Genomic DNA, 18,163 nt, shown 5'->3' on the forward strand with positions numbered 1-18,163 from the left:
ACCAGGCATGTGGCACGATCGCAACCTTGCCGAGCGCTGGTTCCGTGAACGCTGCCAACCCTGCCGTCGACGCCAGTGCCCAGAATGATCGTTACGACCCCGTAGCGCTGGAACTGCGCTGGCAGGACAGCTGGAAGACCGATGGGGTGGATGCCACCGACGAGAACAGTGAAAAACCGGGCTTCTTTGCCCTGTCGATGTTCCCGTACCCATCGGGAAGCTTGCACATGGGCCATGTGCGCAACTACGTCATCACCGATGTAATCGCCCGTGTTCAGCGCATGCGCGGACACTCCGTACTGCATCCCATGGGTTGGGATGCCTTCGGACTCCCCGCGGAAAATGCGGCGATCGAGCGGAATGTCGATCCTGGGGACTGGACCGACCGCAACATTGATCAGATGCGGGCGCAACTGGATCGTCTTGGCTTATCGATTGACTGGAGCCGCGAACAGGCGACCTGCCACAGCGACTACTACCGCTGGACCCAATGGCTGTTTCTTGAGCTGCTCGAAGGGGGCCTGGCCTATCGCAAAAATGCCACCGTCAACTGGGACCCCGTCGATCAGACCGTTCTGGCCAATGAGCAAGTGGATGGCGACGGCCGCTCCTGGCGCTCCGGGGCCCTGGTGGAACAACGCCAGCTGAACCAATGGTTTCTACGCATCACCGACTACGCCGAACCGCTGCTTAACGACCTTGACGCGCTTCATGGCTGGCCTGAACGGGTTCGCACCATGCAGGCCAACTGGATCGGCCGCTCCGAAGGCGCGGAAATCACCTTCTGCGTTGAAGGGGCCCAGGACCAGACGATCACCGTGTTCACCACCCGGCCCGACACCCTCGCCGGGGCGAGCTACGTGGTGCTGGCTCCGGAAAACGACCTCGTCGACGACCTGACAAGCGCTGAGCAGAAGGGGGCGGTCGAAGCCTTCAAAAAGGAGGTGGCGCGGCTCAGCACGATCGAACGCACCAGCGATGACCGACCCAAGCGGGGGGTGCCCATCGGCAGTCACGTCGTCAACCCCCTGACGGGAGCTGTTCTTCCGGTCTGGATCGCCGACTACGTGCTCGCCGAATACGGCACCGGGGCCGTCATGGGCGTGCCGGCCCATGACCAACGTGACATCGACTTTGCCCAATCCAATGATCTACCGATTCAGCAGGTGATCGATGCCGAGGGGGCTGCAGAGGCGATCGCCGCTGGTCAGGCCTGGACTGATGCCGGAACACTGATCCATTCCGGGGAGTTCGATGGCATCACCTCAACCGAGGCCAAGAGCTCCATCACCGGCCATGGCGCAGCGCAGGGATGGGCCAGCAGCAAGGTCACCTATCGATTACGCGACTGGCTGATCTCCCGTCAGCGCTACTGGGGCTGCCCGATTCCTGTCATTCACTGCGATGACTGCGGCGCTGTAGCTGTACCCAAAGAAGACCTGCCGGTGGAACTGCCCCGGGGCATTGATCTTTCTGGGAAGGGTGGCTCCCCCCTGAGTCAGCAGAGCGACTGGGTCAACGTGCCATGCCCCAGCTGTGGCAAGCCAGCCAAGCGCGAGACCGACACCATGGACACGTTCATGTGTTCCTCCTGGTATTTCCTCCGTTTTGCGGATCCTCACAACACCGAAAAGCCCTTCAACAAGGAGGCAGTGAACCGCTGGTTGCCGGTGAAGCAGTACGTGGGCGGTATCGAGCACGCCATCCTGCACCTGCTCTATGCCCGTTTCTTCACCAAGGCGCTCAAGGATCGCGGCCTAATTGACATCAATGAGCCATTTGAACGCCTCCTCACCCAGGGCATGGTGCAGGGCATCACCTACAGAAATCCGACAACCGGCAAATACATCGCTCCGGCGGATGTGGCTAATCCGGACGATCCCCGTGATCCCAACACCAACGACAAGCTGGAGGTGTTGTTCGAAAAGATGTCGAAGTCGAAGTACAACGGCGTCGACCCCGCGGCGGTGATTGACCGCTACGGCGCTGATACGGCCCGCATGTTCATCCTGTTCAAGGCTCCTCCGGAGAAAGATCTGGAATGGGATGACGCCGATGTGGAAGGCCAGTTCCGTTTCCTTCAACGGCTATGGCGGATTGTTGAGTCGGGTGCAACACGCATCGATTCCATGGAGCCGATGCAACGGCCGGATTCGCTTAATGAAGCCGACAGCGCCGTGCGTCGTGCCGTGCATCTCGCCATCGAAGCCGTCAGCGAAGATCTCAGCGATGAGATTCAGCTGAATACGGCGATCTCCGAGCTGATGAAGCTCTCCAATGCCATCAGCGCAACAGGCGTCGACACCCTGAGTGATCCTGTGTTGCAGGAGGCCCTCTCCGGCCTGGTTCGCCTCTTAGCCCCCTTTGCACCGCATCTTGCAGAAGAGTTCTGGAGCCGCCTCGGTGGAATCGGAAGTGTTCATCGCCAAACCTGGCCAGACCTCGATCCGTCGGCACTTATTCAAGACAGTGTTGAACTTGTGATCCAGGTGAAGGGCAAGGTGAGGGGCAAGATTCAGGTTCCCGCTTCTGCCGACAAGCAGGAGTTAGAACGGCTCGCGCTGGCCAGTGAAGTAGCCGAAAAATGGTTGGAGGGCGCCGCACCGCGGCGGGTGATTGTGGTTCCCGGCAAACTGGTCAACCTGGTTCCCTGATACCAGACGCAATCAGCTCTTGCTGAACCGCATGGAAGCTGGTTTGCCCCAGTCCCCCTGAGCGTTGAATCCCCGCTTGTTGCCGGTGAGATGACGCAGGATCCAGAAAATGGATTCATCGGTGCCATCCCCGAGGGCCAGGCGGATCTCGACGGCGGAACGAGCCACACCGTCGGCCAGGATCGCCTCCACACGGCCTTGCAGGTCAAGAATCGCCGCCGCGGCTTTTTTGCCCGCCTCAACGCCGGGCTGATGGTAGGCATTGATGTTGACGAGTTCGCCATAAAGGCCAACGGCGCGCTCGAACAAGGCAATCAAGGCACCGAGACGCCGAGCATCAAAACGGCGCATGCTGATCGTCATGCTCTGGCGCCCACCCTCAGTGAGGGCTGAACGGGTGCCCTGTAGAAATCCGTCGAGGAAGTCGCCGGGGCATTCGCCACCAATGACGGGGATGTCGCTGACATCCTCCAGAACCTCTATGAAGGTGGCAAAAAAGTTGTCGACACCATCACGCAGTTGCTGCACATAGGCGTGCTGATCGGTTGAGCCTTTGTTGCCGTATACAGCAATGCCTTGGTGAACCACATCACCGTTGCGATCGAGACGCTTGCCCAGGGATTCCATCACCAGCTGCTGGAGGTAGCGGCTGAACACCTCCAGGCGATCGCGATAGGGCAGAACAACCATGTCGCGCTTACCACGACCGCCGCCGGCGACAAACCAGGAGGCCGCCATCAGGGCTGCCGGATTTCGACGCAGATCCGCCTCGCGGGTGGCGGCATCCATCTGAGAGGCGCCAGCGAGAAAGTCGCGGATGTCGCAACCGATCAAGGCCCCGGGCAGCAGACCTACGGCACTGGTGATGCTGGTGCGGCCACCGACCCAATCGAACATGTCGAATCGTTTGAGCCAAGCCTCCGACTGGGCCTGCTGATCCAACTTGCTGTTCAGCATCGTCACAGCGACAGCCTGACCAGCCCACTGGCCGCCAGCCGCTTCAAGCCGATGCCGGGCCTGCTCCAGCCCGAGATGCGGTTCGGGGGTGCCTCCCGACTTGCTCACCGTCACCACCAGCGTGCGATCCAAGCGGCCCTCAAGACCCGCCAAGACGTTGCTCATCCCATTGGGATCGACATTGTCGAAGAAATGAAAGGGAAGCCCCTGACCGGGGTTCTGCAGAGCTCGAATCATCAATGCCGGACCCAGACCGCTGCCGCCGATGCCGATCCAGAGCACATCAGTGAAAGCTTCACCGTTGGGAGCCTTGATCGTTCCGTTGATCACGTCACGCCCAAAGGCAGCAATCAGGTCGATTTCGCGGGAAATATGCTGCTGCAGCTCTGAGTTGGGGGCGAGTTCGGGAGAGCGCAACCAGTAGTGGCCCACCTGACGCTTTTCATCAGGATTGGCGATCGCTCCGGCTTCAAGCTCCTGCATCGCGGTGAAGGCCTTGTCCATCCGCGGCTGCAACTGCTGCAGGTCTGCAGCGTTGACGTGCATCCGGCTGATGTCCAGCCAGACCCCAAGATCATCGTGGTACCAACTGAGATCACAGAAACGCTGCCATTGAATCTGAGCGTCGGAAGCGCTGAAATCCGGGAAGCTCATGCCGGGCGGGCGATGCAGTCTTGCTGAACGTATCCAGGATCTGACGGGATGCCCACGCAAAAGGACACCCCAGTTAGTTTCATGTCACCTTCCACTGACGGGTTTTCCAGCCCCCCATGGCTGAGCCACTGCGATTAACCACTGCGCTTCTGGCGACAGCAGCAAGCTTTTGCTTGATCGGTCAGTGGGCACAACCAGTCACTGATCGCGAGAATCAGGTGCCTGTGGTCGTCGAGGACAGACTCGAACCGACAGATTTCTCACCGGAAGAATTGAAGCTGCTGCAGCGGCGATTCGGGGTGCACGGACCCCAGACGCAGCTGGCCCAGCTGTTCACGAATGGGGTCGACCAACTCAAACCGCTGCGCTCACAAACGTTGGATCGCCTGCGCGAGCTGAAACCGGTGATCCTGCGTGAATCGGCGGCGCATCGGGTCAACCCGATGCTGATCACAGCGGTGCTGTTTGACGAGATCCAGCATTCAAAACCGGGGGAGAGCCTTCCCTTCATCGCCCATTCCGGCCTAGTCAAAACCCATGGCCCTGCCCAAATCGGCATCTCTGAGCTGATTCATCAAAAGCGACTGCCAGAAAACCCGACGCAGGAGGAGATCACCTGGGCCCGCAAACAGCTGCTGGACCCCGAGATGAACATCACCTTCTTGGCGGCAAAGTTCCAGCGGCTGAAGCTGGCCCTTGGCCTGCCGGAGAGCTTGATGCTGCAAGCGAGTCGCTCATATCTGGATGCAAAGACCATCGCCACCCTCACCTATCTGCACAACGGAAAGCTGGATTACCCAGTTCGGGTGATGGGCTACATGCAAGACCCTGAACTGCACGGGTTGATTTACTGCGGCCGCCAATCCAACCCCGACATCACGGTTTAGAGGCCGTTCACCCGAGGAACTTGGCTTTGGAAGAGCCCCAATCCAATCCCTGAGTACGCCACTTCTTAAGTACAGGAGGACAAGCAGCGACAACAATCCCTCATTTGGGGGATGTGAAAACCCCGTTTTTATTGAAGCATCGATCCAGCACGGCAGATCGATGAAAAAACTGTTCCTACCACTTGCTTTTGGCCTGCTTCTCCCAACATCAGCACTGGCTCAGGTAGCCCCCAAGGTGGCGGCCCAGTGCAAAGAGGCTAGCGATTTCTATGGCTACGTCAGGGCCTTTAAGACTCCTCCCGAATCCAGAGCTGACCGGGCCCCTCTTGCGGGAGTGATAGGGCCGGTGGCTACAGCTCTGATCTCAGGCCCAAACCTCCGTAACTCAGTCTCAAACTTCCCTCCGGGCGTCATTCCGGCTGACCTTGTTGAGGGGATCCTGCAAGGCGTCCTGCGGTGAAACGAGGCAGGAGTTGATTACTTATGACAACTGGCCCGAAAACGATCCGAACGGCTCGTCGAGGCATGCTTTGTCTTGCGGCCGCTCACCCGCTTTCGCCAGAGCTTGAACGACGACGATTTCAGGTGTTGCCGCATCACACCAATCACCTGCGGCTCGGAAAGTCCGAACTGAAATTCAATTGCCTCGAAGGTGGTGCGGTCCTCCCAGGCCATCTCAACAATCCGATCCAGATCTTCGCTGGGAGGTCGTGTCAACGAGGGGCTAATGAGGAAGCAAGACGCTAACGACACTTCAGGTCACGCAGAGGTCGCCAAGAGCCGCTAACCGCACTTGAAGTTTCGACCAGTCAAAACTGCGCGGATCACCCCGTTCTCCGCCCAGATCCACATGGCGATGGGTCGTGATCGCCGCTGGAGGGAGATTGAAAGAACGGATCCACCCCGACAGCACCAAGGCCAACGCGTCGTATTGCTGGGTCGTGTAGCCGGCATGGGTGCCATTGGCGTTCGCCCCTGAAGGAGGTGTTTCCAGGCTCAGGTGCAACGCGAAGTTGTTCACAGAGCCCTTGAGCTTTTTATTGGTGATCGCCCACTCCCCCAGAAAGGCTGAAAAACCGGCGCCATAGGCACGACTTAAGGGGTCCACCAGATCCAAAACACGCCCGTCCTGCCCCACAAGCGTGTGGTAACTCACCTGATCCTCATCCCGCGGGTGAGGCGTCATGAAGGTGTTCAAGGCGGAACCGAGTGAATAAACCGTCTCGTGTAGCACCACCACCCTGGGAGTGGCGTCAATCCGACGACCGAACGCGTCTTGGTCGTAACGCTCACCGAAATTGGTGGGATCGATCTTCACGAATGCACGCCAGGAGCTCGACCGAGCATCGAGCTGGTTCAGACGGGACCGCAGCGCGGTATCGACATCAGAGCATTGGCGAGCCAATGGAGAGCGCCACGAGCGCGACTTCGGCGGTAATGGCACCGAGGAGGAGGGGTTCTCTTCCAATTGGCGACCGCGTTCCCTCCCCACCTGGTCGAGCAGCTCCATCAGGGACGGGCGAACCCCTGCATGGGACAGCCCACCCTGATCCACCAACACCCAGCCGACCAGGCCAAGCACCAACGACCCTGCTGCTGCTGCAGTAATCGAAAGACCCCGATGCTCCTGAACGCGACCCCGAAGACTGCTCCAATAACGACTTAAACGATCTCGAACCATCGATCCCGCAATTGCCGTTGTTCCGTTGTGCACCCAGGATCCCAATCCAACGACCAATGGTCCACACCTTTGTCAGGAAACAGCTGGGTCTCCTTCAAGAGACTGCGTCGCGCGTAGGTGACGCTCACACAGTCCTGCTTGTCCAAAAGAGACGGGAGATCGCTGCCGCGACGCACCCGATAGCCATTGATCGCAAGCAACTCATCGCCCACCACAAGCCCAGCCCGTTGGCCGGGACTCTGGCGCCGCACCCGCTGAATTAAGGCGGCACCGTCTCCATCCTTGAGGGTGAGTCCATGGTCGGGATGCTTGAGCGGAACTGGATCCATCCGCAGCCCGAGAGCCTCCACGCAATCGATCAAGGGAAGAGCCTCAGGTTGATCCAGCCATTGATCCAGATCGGCCGCCAGGTCGGCATCCCATTGGGCCAAGGCGTCTTTGATGTCGTGGCGGCTGTAACCGCGGGCCTGACGGCCAAGCCTCAGCCACAGTTCCCGCAGGATGGCCGCCATGGATTGACCACGCTGCCGTAGGCGCACATCCAGGCAGAAGGCCACCGCGGCACCCAATCGGTAGTAGCTGATCTGGGTATCCCGCGACGCTGGCGTGGCCTTGTAGAGCTTGATCCAAGCCTCACGGGCACTGGCTGCCAGCGATTGAACGGAGCAGCCAGGTGACATCAACACGCTGGAGAGCTCCTCCCCCAGATCCTTGAGCAGGGTCGGCCGATCCGAACGCCCCGCCAGCAGGGGCAAGCTCAGGTCGTAGTAACTGGTGATCCCCTCGGCAAACCAGAGGCCCTCAGTGATCACCGCCTGTCCGTAGTCGTAGGGACGCAGCTCAACAGGCCGCAGCCGGCGCACGTTCCATTGGTGCAGGTATTCGTGGCCGATCAACTGCAACAGCTGCCGGTAGCCCTTGGGCTTGGCCAAGGCCGACCAACTGAACTGCAACACGGCACTGTGATCGTGCTCGAGGCCGCCATAGCCCTGGTCGAGCAATTGCAGAACCAGCTGATAGCGATCCCCAGCCGGAGGAGGAGTTCCCATCAATCGACAGGTTGCGCTGCAAACGCGCTCGATGTCGCTGAGGAAGTTCGGCGGCCAACCCATGGGCGGAACGCCGATTAACAGCAACTCATGGCTGCAGCCCTGCACCGTGAAGGGTTCCGCCTGAAAGGGACCGGCATGGAGCGGGCTGTCGACGAGGGCATCGAAATCCGCAGCGATCCACCCTTCAGGACTGGTTTCAAGCGGCAGATGCACACTCCAGTGCTCCGGAGCCTTCACCGCAACGCGGTGGGGCGACCAGCGGAAGCCATCGATATCCATCGCCACAGCGGCGAGGCAGAGCGAGGCAAAATCAGGATCCAGCAACCCAGTGCGGACGGTCAGATCCCTTGCTTCAAGCTGATAGTTGAGCGTGAGCGGGCTCAGATCAGGAAGATCACAGAGCCACTGGTGGGGCGCCAAACGACGTACCGCGAGCTCTTCGCTGTTGGCCAGCAGCTCCAGGCTGTGAAGGTGCTGAGCGTGATCGCGCACCGTGTAGGACCCCGGGGTCCACACCGGCAGCTGAAAGGTCTGGCGCCTCGTCTGGGGTGTCCATTGGATGGACACACCGATGGCCTGCGTTTCGGGATGGCTCAGATCGAGCCTGATCTGAACCAGATCTGGCACGTCAGTGCGACTGCACGATCAGGTCGGCCGATCCCATCGCGCCAAAACGCACCTGGTCCATGGCATGGAGCAGGGCATAGCGACGGGTCACCCGCTGCAACCGTTGTTCAAGCCCCGGCTGGCGGCTGATCCGTTGAATGTCGCCATGCATCACGATCGTGCCGTCCTCCCGCTGGGTCCAGCCGAGGGGCAGGGCATCACCATGAACAGCAAGCACATCAACGGTGTGGGAATCGTCAGCAAAACCCTGCAATTCGGTCGTTCGCTCAACACTGAAGCCCTCATCACGCAGGGCCCGCACAAGTCGCTCGAGATCGGTAAAGACAGTCGGCAGGATGGAGAGATGGGACATGGACCGGACCCCGCTTTGACTGACCCTAGCCACAACATTCGAGCTGACCAGGCCCCCTTGCAGCTGGGGGTGATGGCATCCGGAAACGGCAGCAACTTCGAGGCCTTGGCCCAAGCGATCCAGGCGGGGAAACTCAATGCACGGATTCAACGGCTCGTGGTTAACAATCCAGGCTGTGGAGCCCAGCAACGCGCCGAACGTCTCGGGATTCCTGTGTCGGTGCTCGACCATCGTCTGCTCAAGAACCGACGCGAGCTAGACGCCGAATTGGTGCGACTGTTTCGTGCCGATCAGGTGGAGCTGGTGGTGATGGCGGGTTGGATGCGGATCGTCACCGATGTATTAATCAGCGGATTTTCAGAACGCTTGATCAACATCCACCCATCGCTGCTGCCCAGCTTCCGCGGCATGGACGCGGTGGGTCAGGCCTTAGAAGCCGGAGTGAAGCTCACCGGCTGCACGGTTCACATCGTCACCGAGGAGCTGGATGCCGGCCCGATCTTGTCCCAGGCCGCCGTCCCCGTTCTCGATGGTGATGACCACGCCACACTTGCCAAACGGATCCAAGAACAGGAACACCTGCTCTTGCCGGCTGCCCTTGCTGGCCTGAAGCCAACCTGGCGTCAGGGATAGAACGACTGCAGAGGCAGACCCGTCTCAGGCGCGAGGCCAGCCATGAGGTTCAGGCATTGCACGCCCTGCCCCGCCTGGCCCTTGATCAGGTTATCGATCGCACTCATCAACACCAGCTGGCCCGTGCGGGTGTCCACCTGAACTGACAGCAGGGCGCGATTCGTGTGCCGCGCCCATTTGGTGGCGGGGTAGGTGCCCACTGGGAGCACCTCAACGCAGGGATGGTGCCTGTAGATGGCGTCCAGAACGGTGCTGCAATCCTCAGCGGTGAGGCCGGGGTCGCGCAGTCGGGCATACACCGTTGAAAGCAGACCGCGCACCATCGGCACGAGGTGCGGCGTGAACTGAAGACGCACCTCCTGCCCAGCCACCTCCGTCGCCATCTGTTCGATCTCTGAGGTGTGGCGATGACCGATTACGCCGTAGGGCGCAATGGATTCCGAGGCTTCCGCCAGCAACATCGCTTCTTTTGGCACCCGTCCACCACCGGAGGTGCCGGTCTTGGCATCAATCACGATGCCATTCGTCTCAATCAGACCTTGCTTGAGAAAAGGGAGCAAGGGCAGCAAACTCGCTGTGGGGAAACATCCGGGAGCCGCCACCAACTTCGCCTCGGCGATCGCAGGGCCGTTCCATTCAGGCAGGCCATAGACAGCATTGCTGCAGAGCTCGGCGTCCTTTCGATTGAGGGACCCAGCCTCCTTGGCATAGACCTGCAGCCACTGGTCGAGGGAGCGGTAGCGGAAGTCGGCGGAAAGATCCACAACCCGCACACCACGCTCCAGCAGTTGTGGCGCCAATTGGCATGCCAGGCCGTTGGGAAGACTCAGAACGGCGAAGTCGGAGCAGGCGGCAATCCGGTCGGGGTCTGCCGATTCCACCATCGGGTCATCCGGCAGGGGCAGGAAGGAACAAACAGAACTCCAGCGTTGGCCGGCACTGCGTTCACCGCCGAGAAAACTGACGGAAAGACCCTGGTGTCCCTGCAGGAGACGAATGGTCTGCAGGCCGCCATAGCCGGAGGCACCAATGACAGCAACCCGTCCGCCCTTCAACGTTGCCATCGCTTCAACCGCCGACGCTTTGTTGCCTGCCATTGAATCAACCAACCAACGGCTGATCGTACAGAGATCAATAATGAGGTCATCAACCGGCGACCAGGCTCCTGAACCCCAGTTCCCTTGACCCCGCGAACGATCCCATCGCGTTTGATGCCATCAGCGATGCTCTCGCGGCGATCCGAAATGGTGAGTGCATTGTCGTGGTGGACGACGAACAGCGGGAGAACGAAGGTGATTTGATCTGCGCAGCCCAGTTCGCAACTCCAGAAGCGATCAACTTCATGGCCACCGAGGCGCGGGGCCTGATCTGTCTCGCCATGGAGGGACAACGGCTGGATGAACTCGATCTGCCGCTGATGGTGGATCGCAACACCGATGCCAACGAAACGGCCTTCACGGTGAGCATCGATGCTGGAATTGAGCATGGGGTGACCACTGGAATCTCTGCCGAAGACCGCGCCGCCACAATTCAAGTGGCGCTCAATCCGGCCACTCGGCCGGCTGAACTGCGCAGACCCGGACACATCTTTCCCTTGCGCGCCCGCCCTGGTGGCGTGCTGAAACGCGCTGGCCACACTGAAGCCGCCGTCGATCTGTCACAGCTGGCAGGCCTCAGCCCTGCGGGGGTGATCTGCGAAATCCAAAACAGCGATGGCTCGATGGCCCGGCTGCCGGAGCTGCGCAGCTACGCCGATCGGTGGGGGCTGAAGCTGATCAGCATTGCGGATCTGATCCGTTACCGGCTGGAGAACGAGCGGTTTGTCCGCCGGCTGGCCCAGGCACAGATGCCGAGCCGATTCGGGACCTTCCAGGCGGTGGGTTATCGCAACGAACTGGATGGTTCCGAACATGTTGCTCTGATCAAGGGCGAGCCGAATGCCCTGCGTGAGCCAGTGCTGGTGCGCATGCATTCCGAATGCCTCACCGGTGATGCCTTTGGCTCGCTGCGTTGTGACTGCCGGCCCCAGCTGGAGGCGGCATTGCGGCAGATCGAAGCGGAAGGGGAGGGTGTAGTCGTCTACCTGCGGCAGGAAGGACGTGGCATCGGCCTGATCAACAAACTGAAGGCCTACAGCCTTCAGGAAGCAGGTTTAGACACCGTTGAAGCCAATGAACGCCTCGGCTTCCCAGCGGATCTCCGCAACTACGGCGTCGGCGCCCAGATTCTCTCTGACCTGGGAATCCATCGGCTGCGCCTGCTCACAAACAACCCGCGCAAGATTGCCGGACTCGGTGGCTATGGCCTTCAGGTGGAAGAGCGGGTGCCGCTGGTGATGGACCCAGGCGTTCATAACGCCGGCTACCTTGCGGCCAAGCGGGAGAAGCTCGGACATCTCTTCGAATCTGAGAGTCCTTGTGTGGTTCTGGCGCTGGCGGTGAACGTTGGCCCGGAAAGCTGGCCCACCATTCGCTTGGAAGTGGAGGGAATCGCGCATCGCCATGGCTTCAGCCTCGAGGCCCTGCATGAGCCCCGTCTGTTGGCGCTCTGGGACCGTCCGCAATTCGTCTGGAAACTGTCCCCAGATGGTGGAGATGCCAGCCCTCTGCTGCAAAGCCTGGCGGCCCTGGCGGCTACCGAACGGGTGGGACTTATGCGGGTTCCGACCGAGCGGATGGCACTGCACCCGCCCCAGAATCTTGAGCGGGTGGAGCACCAGCTCAATGAGCTGATCGACATGAGCAGTGACGGACTGATCGAAAACGGCCCGTCACTCCTGCACTGGACGCGGCGCTAATCAGCCCTCCTGGATCGTCACTTTGTTGATCCGGGAGCCGTTGGAGAGCTTCAACACCACATCCATGTTGCCGGTGTGGCCAAACACCGTATGGACTCCGTCGAGGTGGGACTGGGCCTCATGGCAGATGTAGAACTGCGAACCACCGGTGTTGCGGCCGGCATGGGCCATGGCGAGGGTTCCGGCCTGGTGCTTCTGTGGGTTGATCTCGCAATCGATTTGGTAACCGGGACCTCCGGTTCCAGCCATACCGCGGGCGCCCTCACGGCTGTTGGGGCATCCTCCCTGGGCCATAAAACCTGGGATCACCCGGTGAAAGGCCAGGCCGTCGTAAAAGCCGTCTTTCACCAGCTTCACGAAGTTGGCGACAGTGTTCGGGGCATCGGCATCAAATAGCTCGAGCTCGATCAGGCCTGCTTCTGTGTCCATCAAGGCCTTAGTCATGATCGCGCGAGCAAAACTGGAGTTTAGTGAGAGTAGTGGCATGGCAGATCTCGAGGGAGCCCGCGTTGGCGTCATCGGCGGTAGCGGCCTGTATTCGATTCCCGGCTTAAGCCAGGTGGAAGAACGTGCGATACCAACACCGTTCGGGGCGCCATCCGATCAACTGCGACTGGGAAAACTTGAGGGGGTCGAGACCGTCTTCCTGGCCCGCCATGGCCGGCATCACCAGCTGCTGCCCAGTGAAGTTCCCTACCGGGCCAACATCTGGGCGATGCGGTCGCTAGGGGTGCGCTGGTTGATCTCCCTCTCCGCGGTTGGATCACTCCAGGGCCATTTGCATCCGCGGGACATGGTCGTACCGGATCAGTTCATTGACCGCACGCGTCAAAGGCCATCCAGTTTTTTCGGGAACGGCTGTGTGGCTCACGTCAGCCTTGCCGAACCTTTCTGCCCGCAGTTAAGTGCCCTACTGGCCGATGCTGCCGAGAAGGGCTTGCCGAAGGGGCAAAAGCTGCATCGCGGAGGAACGTATCTCTGCATGGAGGGCCCCGCCTTTTCCACCCAGGCCGAAAGCAAGCTCTACCGCTCCTGGGGTTGTTCAGTCATCGGGATGACCAATCACACCGAGGCCCGCCTGGCCCGGGAAGCCGAATTGGCCTATGCCTCCCTGAGCATGGTCACCGACTTTGACTGCTGGCATGAAGACCATGACGCGGTCTCTGTGGAGATGGTGATTAGCAACCTGCAGGCCAATGCCTCGGCCACCGAACCGATCCTGAGCGGTTTGATGCAGCAGCTGAAGCACAAGCCTCCTGCTTCGACGGCCCACACAGCTCTCGCCAATGCCTTGATCACGCCCAAGGACCAGGTGCCTGCCGAGACCCGATCAAAGCTCGATCTGTTCACAGCCACCTATTGGGGCAGCTTCAATCAGGCCTCCGCCAGTTGAGTGCCGCAGGCCGCGAGGGCTGTCCGCAGCTGTTGATCATGCAGCTGCAAAAGGGCATTGGCCTGGTCAGCCGACAACTCGGCAGATGCCATCAACAAAGCGAGTTTGACCGATCCGCCGGCGTCTTCAAGCAGCGTCAGCCCACGCTCCCGCTCGACACCGGCCAGATCCCTCAGGATTCGCAGCGATCGGTCCACCAACTTGCTGTTGCTTGCGGCTACATCCACCATCCGATTCCCATAGACCTTGCCGAGCTTCACCATCACGGCGGTCGACAGAGTGTTTAAGGCAAGTTTTGTGGCCGTGCCGGCCTTCATCCGCGTGGATCCAGTCAACAACTCAGGGCCGGTGAGCAGACGAATGTCGATATCGCAGGGAAGATGAGCCTGCTCCGTTGGAACGCAGGCCATGGCAATCGCCAGAGCGCCGATGCTTTTCGCGAAGGCCAGGCCGCCGCGCACGTAGGGGGTGGTACCGCCAGCGGCGATTCCCACCAGGCAGTCATTGGAGCAAAATCCCCGCTCCTCAAGATCAACGCGACCGGCGGACTCAATGTCTTCAAGCCCCTCCGAACTGCGCAGCAGCGCAGCGGAACCACCGGCGAGAACACCCTGCACCTGTTCGGGATCACTGCAAAAGGTGGGCGGGCACTCCGCAGCGTCCAACACCCCCAGCCGTCCGGAGGTGCCAGCACCCAGATAAAAGAGCCGACCGCCGGCACGAAGTCGCTCAGAAACGGCATCAACGGCCTGAGCAAGGTCAGGAGCGGCCGCGGCGACAGCCTCTTGGGGACGCCGATCCTCGTCCGCAAACAGGGCGACGAGCTCGAGGGTCTCGAGTTGATCCAAGCGCGAACTGCGCTGATTGCTCTGCTCGGTCAGCAAATGGCCGCGGTCGCTGGAGGGCTGGAGATCAGGGTCAAACAGAGCCATGGTTCAGAGCAACCCCTCCAGCCGCCGACGCAGTTCATCGAGTTCAGGATTTGACTCGGGCTCGGGCTCGGTCTCCAGTCCCTGGCGCGCAGGTTCAGCGGCGTGTTGTTCAGGGATGGCGTTGTCAGGGTTGGCGTCGTCCTTCCAGTTGCTCACATCGCGATTGCTCTGCGGCGGCGCCATGAACAGGCGCTCCTCGTCATTGCTCGGCACAAAACCCGACTCGATAACGCGGGCCTCATAGCCGGCCTCACGACAGAACAGATCGACGTCTTCACGGTCCAGGGCCTCCACCGTCGGAACCGGAAAGTCCTGGGCCTCCAGAAGACCGGCATAACGCTCGGCATCGTCGGGGTTCTCAAACAAAAGAACCACGGTGCGTCCGGCAATTTCAAGCGAGTGGATGCCTTCGCTATCCGTACCGGCATCAAAGAGCAGGACGTGGACGCGCATCGAGAAAACGTCAGATCAATCGGACCGGAGTCTCACCCATCGTCATCCAATCTGCTCGGATTCGCTCGCCAGTTCCTGAAGGCGGCGATAAAGAGCCCGTTCGGCATCGCCCAAATCTGAAGGAATCACCACAACAATCTCGACCAGTTGGTCCCCCCTTTCGTTTTCCAGCTGCAGCCCACGACCACGAAGTCGCAGCAGGCGACCGCTCGATGACCCGGGAGGAACTTGCAGCGTCACGGGTCCATCTAGCGTCGGCACATCCACAGCGCAGCCCAGAGCCGCATCTGGGGGAAACAACAGCAGCTTGTAGAGCACGCGAAGTCCATCGATCCGAAGCCCGTCTTCGGTCACAACCCGGAGCTGCAGGAAATGATCACGCCCCCCCGGGGCGACTCCCTCAAGTCGAAGTCGCCAGCCATCACCAGCGAAGGGAGGAGTGTTCAACTCGATCACCGTGCCGTCGTCGAGCGTCAGCTCCACCTGGGTGCCCTGCAGAGCCTGATCAGCGGTGAGATGAACGACCGATTCGAGATCCTCCACAGCACGCACGGGCGGCGGCGAAGGCGGTGCTGACACCGGAGGTTCAGTTCTTCTGGTTTCACTTCTGACGTCATCACCGCGGAAGGGTGGATCCGGCTCCATGTCCGACTCAGCCGTTGATCGCCCTGCCCCCCCACCGAAAATCACGTCGAGATAGTCCTCGAAATCGGGGAACCCGTGCGCGAAGGGATCAGCAACACCCGCACATGTACCACCGCCCCGTTGCCAAGCATCACGGCGGCGGGGATCACTGAGCACCGCATAGGCCTCATTGACCAGCTTGAAGCGATCCTCTGCAACTGGATCATTGCTGTTCAGATCCGGATGCCAACGGCGCGCCTCGCGGCGAAAGGCACGTTTCAGCTGCTGATCCGTGCAGTCGGGATCAACCCCCAGCAGAGACCAATAATCAGGGTCAGCGGTAGATGTCATCGTCCCAAGGTGCAGAGTCACGACGGCTCAGGCCTCGACCGCGTTCACCCGGACGACTGGGGGGACCCCATGGGTCGTCATCCCAATCATCGGCAAACAGCTCATCCTTGAGGGAACCGAGGGTGTTGCGAATCCCCTGAAGCGGACTGCCATCGCCCTGACGTTCCGCCGAAAGACGACGGTTCAGACCGAAGAGAGCCTCCTCAAGACCGCTTACACACAGATCCAGCTCCTGGAGGTCGTCGTTGGCGAGGCAGTCCTGCACATCGCGCATGGCCATTTCAACAGCACGTTGCTGCCGTTCAGCGCCGTAGGGCCCCAGCTCCAGCGAAGCGTCCCGCAGACGCCGTTCCGCCTGAGCAAGCAACGTTTGGGCACGGTTGCGACGCTCGATTTGATTGCGTTTGCGCCGATCCTCATCGGCCCGTGCCTCCGCTTCCGCCAACAGAGCGGTCACATCCTCCTCGTTGAGATTCGAACCGCCCTGAATCGAAACCGACTGCTTGCGCCCCGTGGTGCGGTCGGTGGCGCTGACCTGAAGCAGGCCATTGGCATCAATGTCGAACGCCACCTGCACCTGAGGCACACCCCTCGGAGCCGGTGGAATGCCGGAGAGACGGAAACGACCAAGAGATTTGTTGTCCGATGCCATCTGGCGCTCGCCTTGCCAGACATGGATTTCAACGGACGACTGATTGGCTTCCGAAGTGCTGAACACATCGGACTGGCGCACCGGGATCGGAGTGTTGCGAGGGATCAGCACCTTCATCAGTCCGCCAATCGTCTCCAGTCCGAGCGAGAGAGGTGTGACGTCATTCAGCAACAGGTCCCTGAGTTCCCCTGTGAGGATGCCCGCCTGAACGGCAGCACCGATCGCCACCACCTCATCGGGATTCACCGATTGGCAGGGATCGATGGGCACAAGGGTGCGAACCAATTGCTGAACCATGGGCATCCGGGTGGCGCCCCCCACCAGCACAACGTCATCAATGTCGTTTGCAGACCAACCCGAGTCGCGCAGTGCCGCTTGGACCGGACTCAGCAAACGGTCGAGAAGATCCGGGCATAGACCCTCGAAGGTGGAACGGTCCAACCGGGTCTCAATGTGCAGCGGTCCATCACTGCCGGTAGCAATGAACGGCAGCGAAATCGGGGTGCTCAGCACACCAGAGAGTTCCTGCTTCGCTTTTTCAGCAGCCTCCGTCAATCGCTGAAGGGCCTGACGATCCCGCCGCAGATCAACGCCATGCTCCTCAGCAAACGCATCGGCCAACCAGTTGACGATGCGTTGATCAAAATCATTGCCGCCGAGCTGGGTGTCTCCATTCGTCGCCTTGACGTCAAAGACGCCATTGGCGATGCGCAGCAGCGACACGTCAAATGTGCCTCCACCCAGGTCAAACACGAGCACCCGTTTGACCGCACTGCGATCAAATCCGTAAGCGAGAGCAGCGGCGGTGGGCTCATTAAGAATGCGTTCCACTGAAATGCCCGCCAACCGTCCGGCATCACGGGTGGCTTGACGCTGCGCATCATTGAAATAGGCCGGAACAGTCACCACAGCCGCTTCAACCGGCTCGCCCAGGTAGGTGGAGGCATCGTCGACCAGTTTGCGGATGATGCTGGCGACAATCTCTTCGGGCGCATACTCCCGCTCCGTCACCGGGCAGGGGACGCGAACCTGACCCTGGTCGTTGGCACGAACTGTGTAGGGCACGGACAGGCTGCTGTCCTCCAACTCGTCCCAGTCACGACCAACAAACCGCTTCAAATTGGAAAAGGTGTTTCGGGGGCTGAGCACGAGTTGGCGACGGGCCAGCTGCCCCACCAGCAGCTCCTGATCCTTGGTGTAACCCACTACGGATGGGGTGGTTCGTCCGCCCTCGGCATTGGCAATCACATGGGGACGACCCGCCTCCAGCACAGCGACAACCGAATTGGTGGTCCCCAGATCGATGCCGACGATCCGCCCCATATCCCTTAAATCTTGATCTCCACGCTAACGGCAGCTTCCAACCTGCTCCAGCCCCAGTCGCGATAAATGGCAGGACAGAGCCCATCGCTTAAGGCGTTCTTAATCATGTCAAGAGGATCGGGACATACCTTGTATTCGCCT

At 60.5% G+C, this 18,163-nt stretch carries 16 protein-coding genes; 5 read left to right on the forward strand and 11 right to left on the reverse strand.

Translation table 11 applies throughout. The annotated features are described in order from the left end of the window. Positions 1-44: 44 nt before the first annotated feature. Positions 45-2,654 (forward strand): leucine--tRNA ligase, encoded by a 2,610-nt coding sequence (leuS, locus tag FZZ88_RS08680; protein WP_166016567.1) that lies wholly within the window; start codon positions 45-47, stop codon positions 2,652-2,654. Positions 2,655-2,666: 12 nt separating this feature from the next. Here leuS and FZZ88_RS08685 read toward each other — a convergent pair whose 3' ends face one another. Continuing rightward, positions 2,667-4,265, reverse strand: coding sequence for a glucose-6-phosphate isomerase (locus FZZ88_RS08685; protein ID WP_166016568.1), 1,599 nt, complete (start codon positions 4,263-4,265; stop codon positions 2,667-2,669). Positions 4,266-4,381: 116 nt separating this feature from the next. On the opposite strand from FZZ88_RS08685, the gene FZZ88_RS08690 reads away from it, so the two are divergent. After that, positions 4,382-5,152, forward strand: coding sequence for a helicase DnaB (locus FZZ88_RS08690; protein ID WP_166016569.1), 771 nt, complete (start codon positions 4,382-4,384; stop codon positions 5,150-5,152). Between the two features lie 477 nt (positions 5,153-5,629). Here FZZ88_RS08690 and FZZ88_RS08695 read toward each other — a convergent pair whose 3' ends face one another. From FZZ88_RS08695 to FZZ88_RS08710, 4 genes are read right to left on the reverse strand one after another with little or no spacing between them, the layout of a single operon-like run. Then, complete coding sequence (locus FZZ88_RS08695) at positions 5,630-5,869, reverse strand: TIGR03643 family protein (RefSeq protein ID WP_166016570.1); 240 nt, start codon at positions 5,867-5,869, stop codon at positions 5,630-5,632. A gap of 37 nt (positions 5,870-5,906) precedes the next feature. Continuing rightward, on the reverse strand, positions 5,907-6,833 hold the full coding sequence (locus tag FZZ88_RS08700; RefSeq protein ID WP_166016571.1) for an N-acetylmuramoyl-L-alanine amidase: 927 nt from the start codon (positions 6,831-6,833) through the stop codon (positions 5,907-5,909). Beyond that, entirely contained in the window at positions 6,815-8,512 is a 1,698-nt protein-coding gene (locus FZZ88_RS08705; RefSeq protein WP_166016572.1) for a PDZ domain-containing protein, read from the reverse strand. The genes FZZ88_RS08700 and FZZ88_RS08705 overlap by 19 nt, the downstream gene beginning before the upstream one ends. A gap of 1 nt (position 8,513) precedes the next feature. Continuing rightward, complete coding sequence (locus FZZ88_RS08710) at positions 8,514-8,864, reverse strand: DUF1257 domain-containing protein (RefSeq protein WP_166016573.1); 351 nt, start codon at positions 8,862-8,864, stop codon at positions 8,514-8,516. Between the two features lie 72 nt (positions 8,865-8,936). Here FZZ88_RS08710 and purN point away from each other — a divergent pair, with 72 nt between their 5' ends. Then, positions 8,937-9,497 carry a phosphoribosylglycinamide formyltransferase gene (gene purN, locus FZZ88_RS08715; RefSeq protein ID WP_226423654.1) on the forward strand — a complete coding sequence of 187 codons (561 nt, stop codon included), beginning with the start codon at positions 8,937-8,939 and terminating at the stop codon, positions 9,495-9,497. Here purN and argC read toward each other — a convergent pair. Then, positions 9,488-10,561, reverse strand: coding sequence for an N-acetyl-gamma-glutamyl-phosphate reductase (argC, locus tag FZZ88_RS08720; protein ID WP_206339098.1), 1,074 nt, complete (start codon positions 10,559-10,561; stop codon positions 9,488-9,490). The genes purN and argC overlap by 10 nt on opposite strands. A 137-nt stretch (positions 10,562-10,698) precedes the next feature. Here argC and ribBA point away from each other — a divergent pair, with 137 nt between their 5' ends. Continuing rightward, entirely contained in the window at positions 10,699-12,294 is a 1,596-nt protein-coding gene (gene ribBA / locus FZZ88_RS08725; protein WP_226423655.1) for a bifunctional 3,4-dihydroxy-2-butanone-4-phosphate synthase/GTP cyclohydrolase II, read from the forward strand. Here the strand turns inward: ribBA and FZZ88_RS08730 are convergent, their stop codons facing one another. Beyond that, positions 12,295-12,738, reverse strand: coding sequence for a peptidylprolyl isomerase (locus tag FZZ88_RS08730; RefSeq protein WP_115022066.1), 444 nt, complete (start codon positions 12,736-12,738; stop codon positions 12,295-12,297). Between the two features lie 40 nt (positions 12,739-12,778). On the opposite strand from FZZ88_RS08730, the gene mtnP reads away from it, so the two are divergent. Next, on the forward strand, positions 12,779-13,687 hold the full coding sequence (mtnP, locus tag FZZ88_RS08735; RefSeq protein ID WP_166016575.1) for an S-methyl-5'-thioadenosine phosphorylase: 909 nt from the start codon (positions 12,779-12,781) through the stop codon (positions 13,685-13,687). On the opposite strand, the gene murQ is transcribed toward mtnP, so the two are convergent. The 4 genes from murQ to dnaK are packed head-to-tail and all read right to left on the reverse strand — an operon-like array spanning position 13,669 to position 18,022. Further along, positions 13,669-14,619 (reverse strand): N-acetylmuramic acid 6-phosphate etherase, encoded by a 951-nt coding sequence (gene murQ / locus FZZ88_RS08740; RefSeq protein WP_166016576.1) that lies wholly within the window; start codon positions 14,617-14,619, stop codon positions 13,669-13,671. The two genes, mtnP and murQ, sit on opposite strands and share 19 nt — an antisense overlap. Positions 14,620-14,622: 3 nt before the next feature. After that, on the reverse strand, positions 14,623-15,072 hold the full coding sequence (locus tag FZZ88_RS08745) for a DUF3110 domain-containing protein (RefSeq protein ID WP_166016577.1): 450 nt from the start codon (positions 15,070-15,072) through the stop codon (positions 14,623-14,625). Positions 15,073-15,114: 42 nt separating this feature from the next. Further along, entirely contained in the window at positions 15,115-16,047 is a 933-nt protein-coding gene (locus FZZ88_RS08750) for a DnaJ domain-containing protein (RefSeq protein WP_166016578.1), read from the reverse strand. Next, positions 16,031-18,022 (reverse strand): molecular chaperone DnaK, encoded by a 1,992-nt coding sequence (dnaK, locus tag FZZ88_RS08755; RefSeq protein ID WP_166016579.1) that lies wholly within the window; start codon positions 18,020-18,022, stop codon positions 16,031-16,033. Before dnaK ends, FZZ88_RS08750 begins: the two co-directional genes overlap by 17 nt. Positions 18,023-18,163: the final 141 nt, after the last annotated feature.

Source organism: Synechococcus sp. PH41509, from assembly GCF_020514285.1.
Classification (GTDB): Bacteria; Cyanobacteriota; Cyanobacteriia; order PCC-6307; family Cyanobiaceae; genus Parasynechococcus.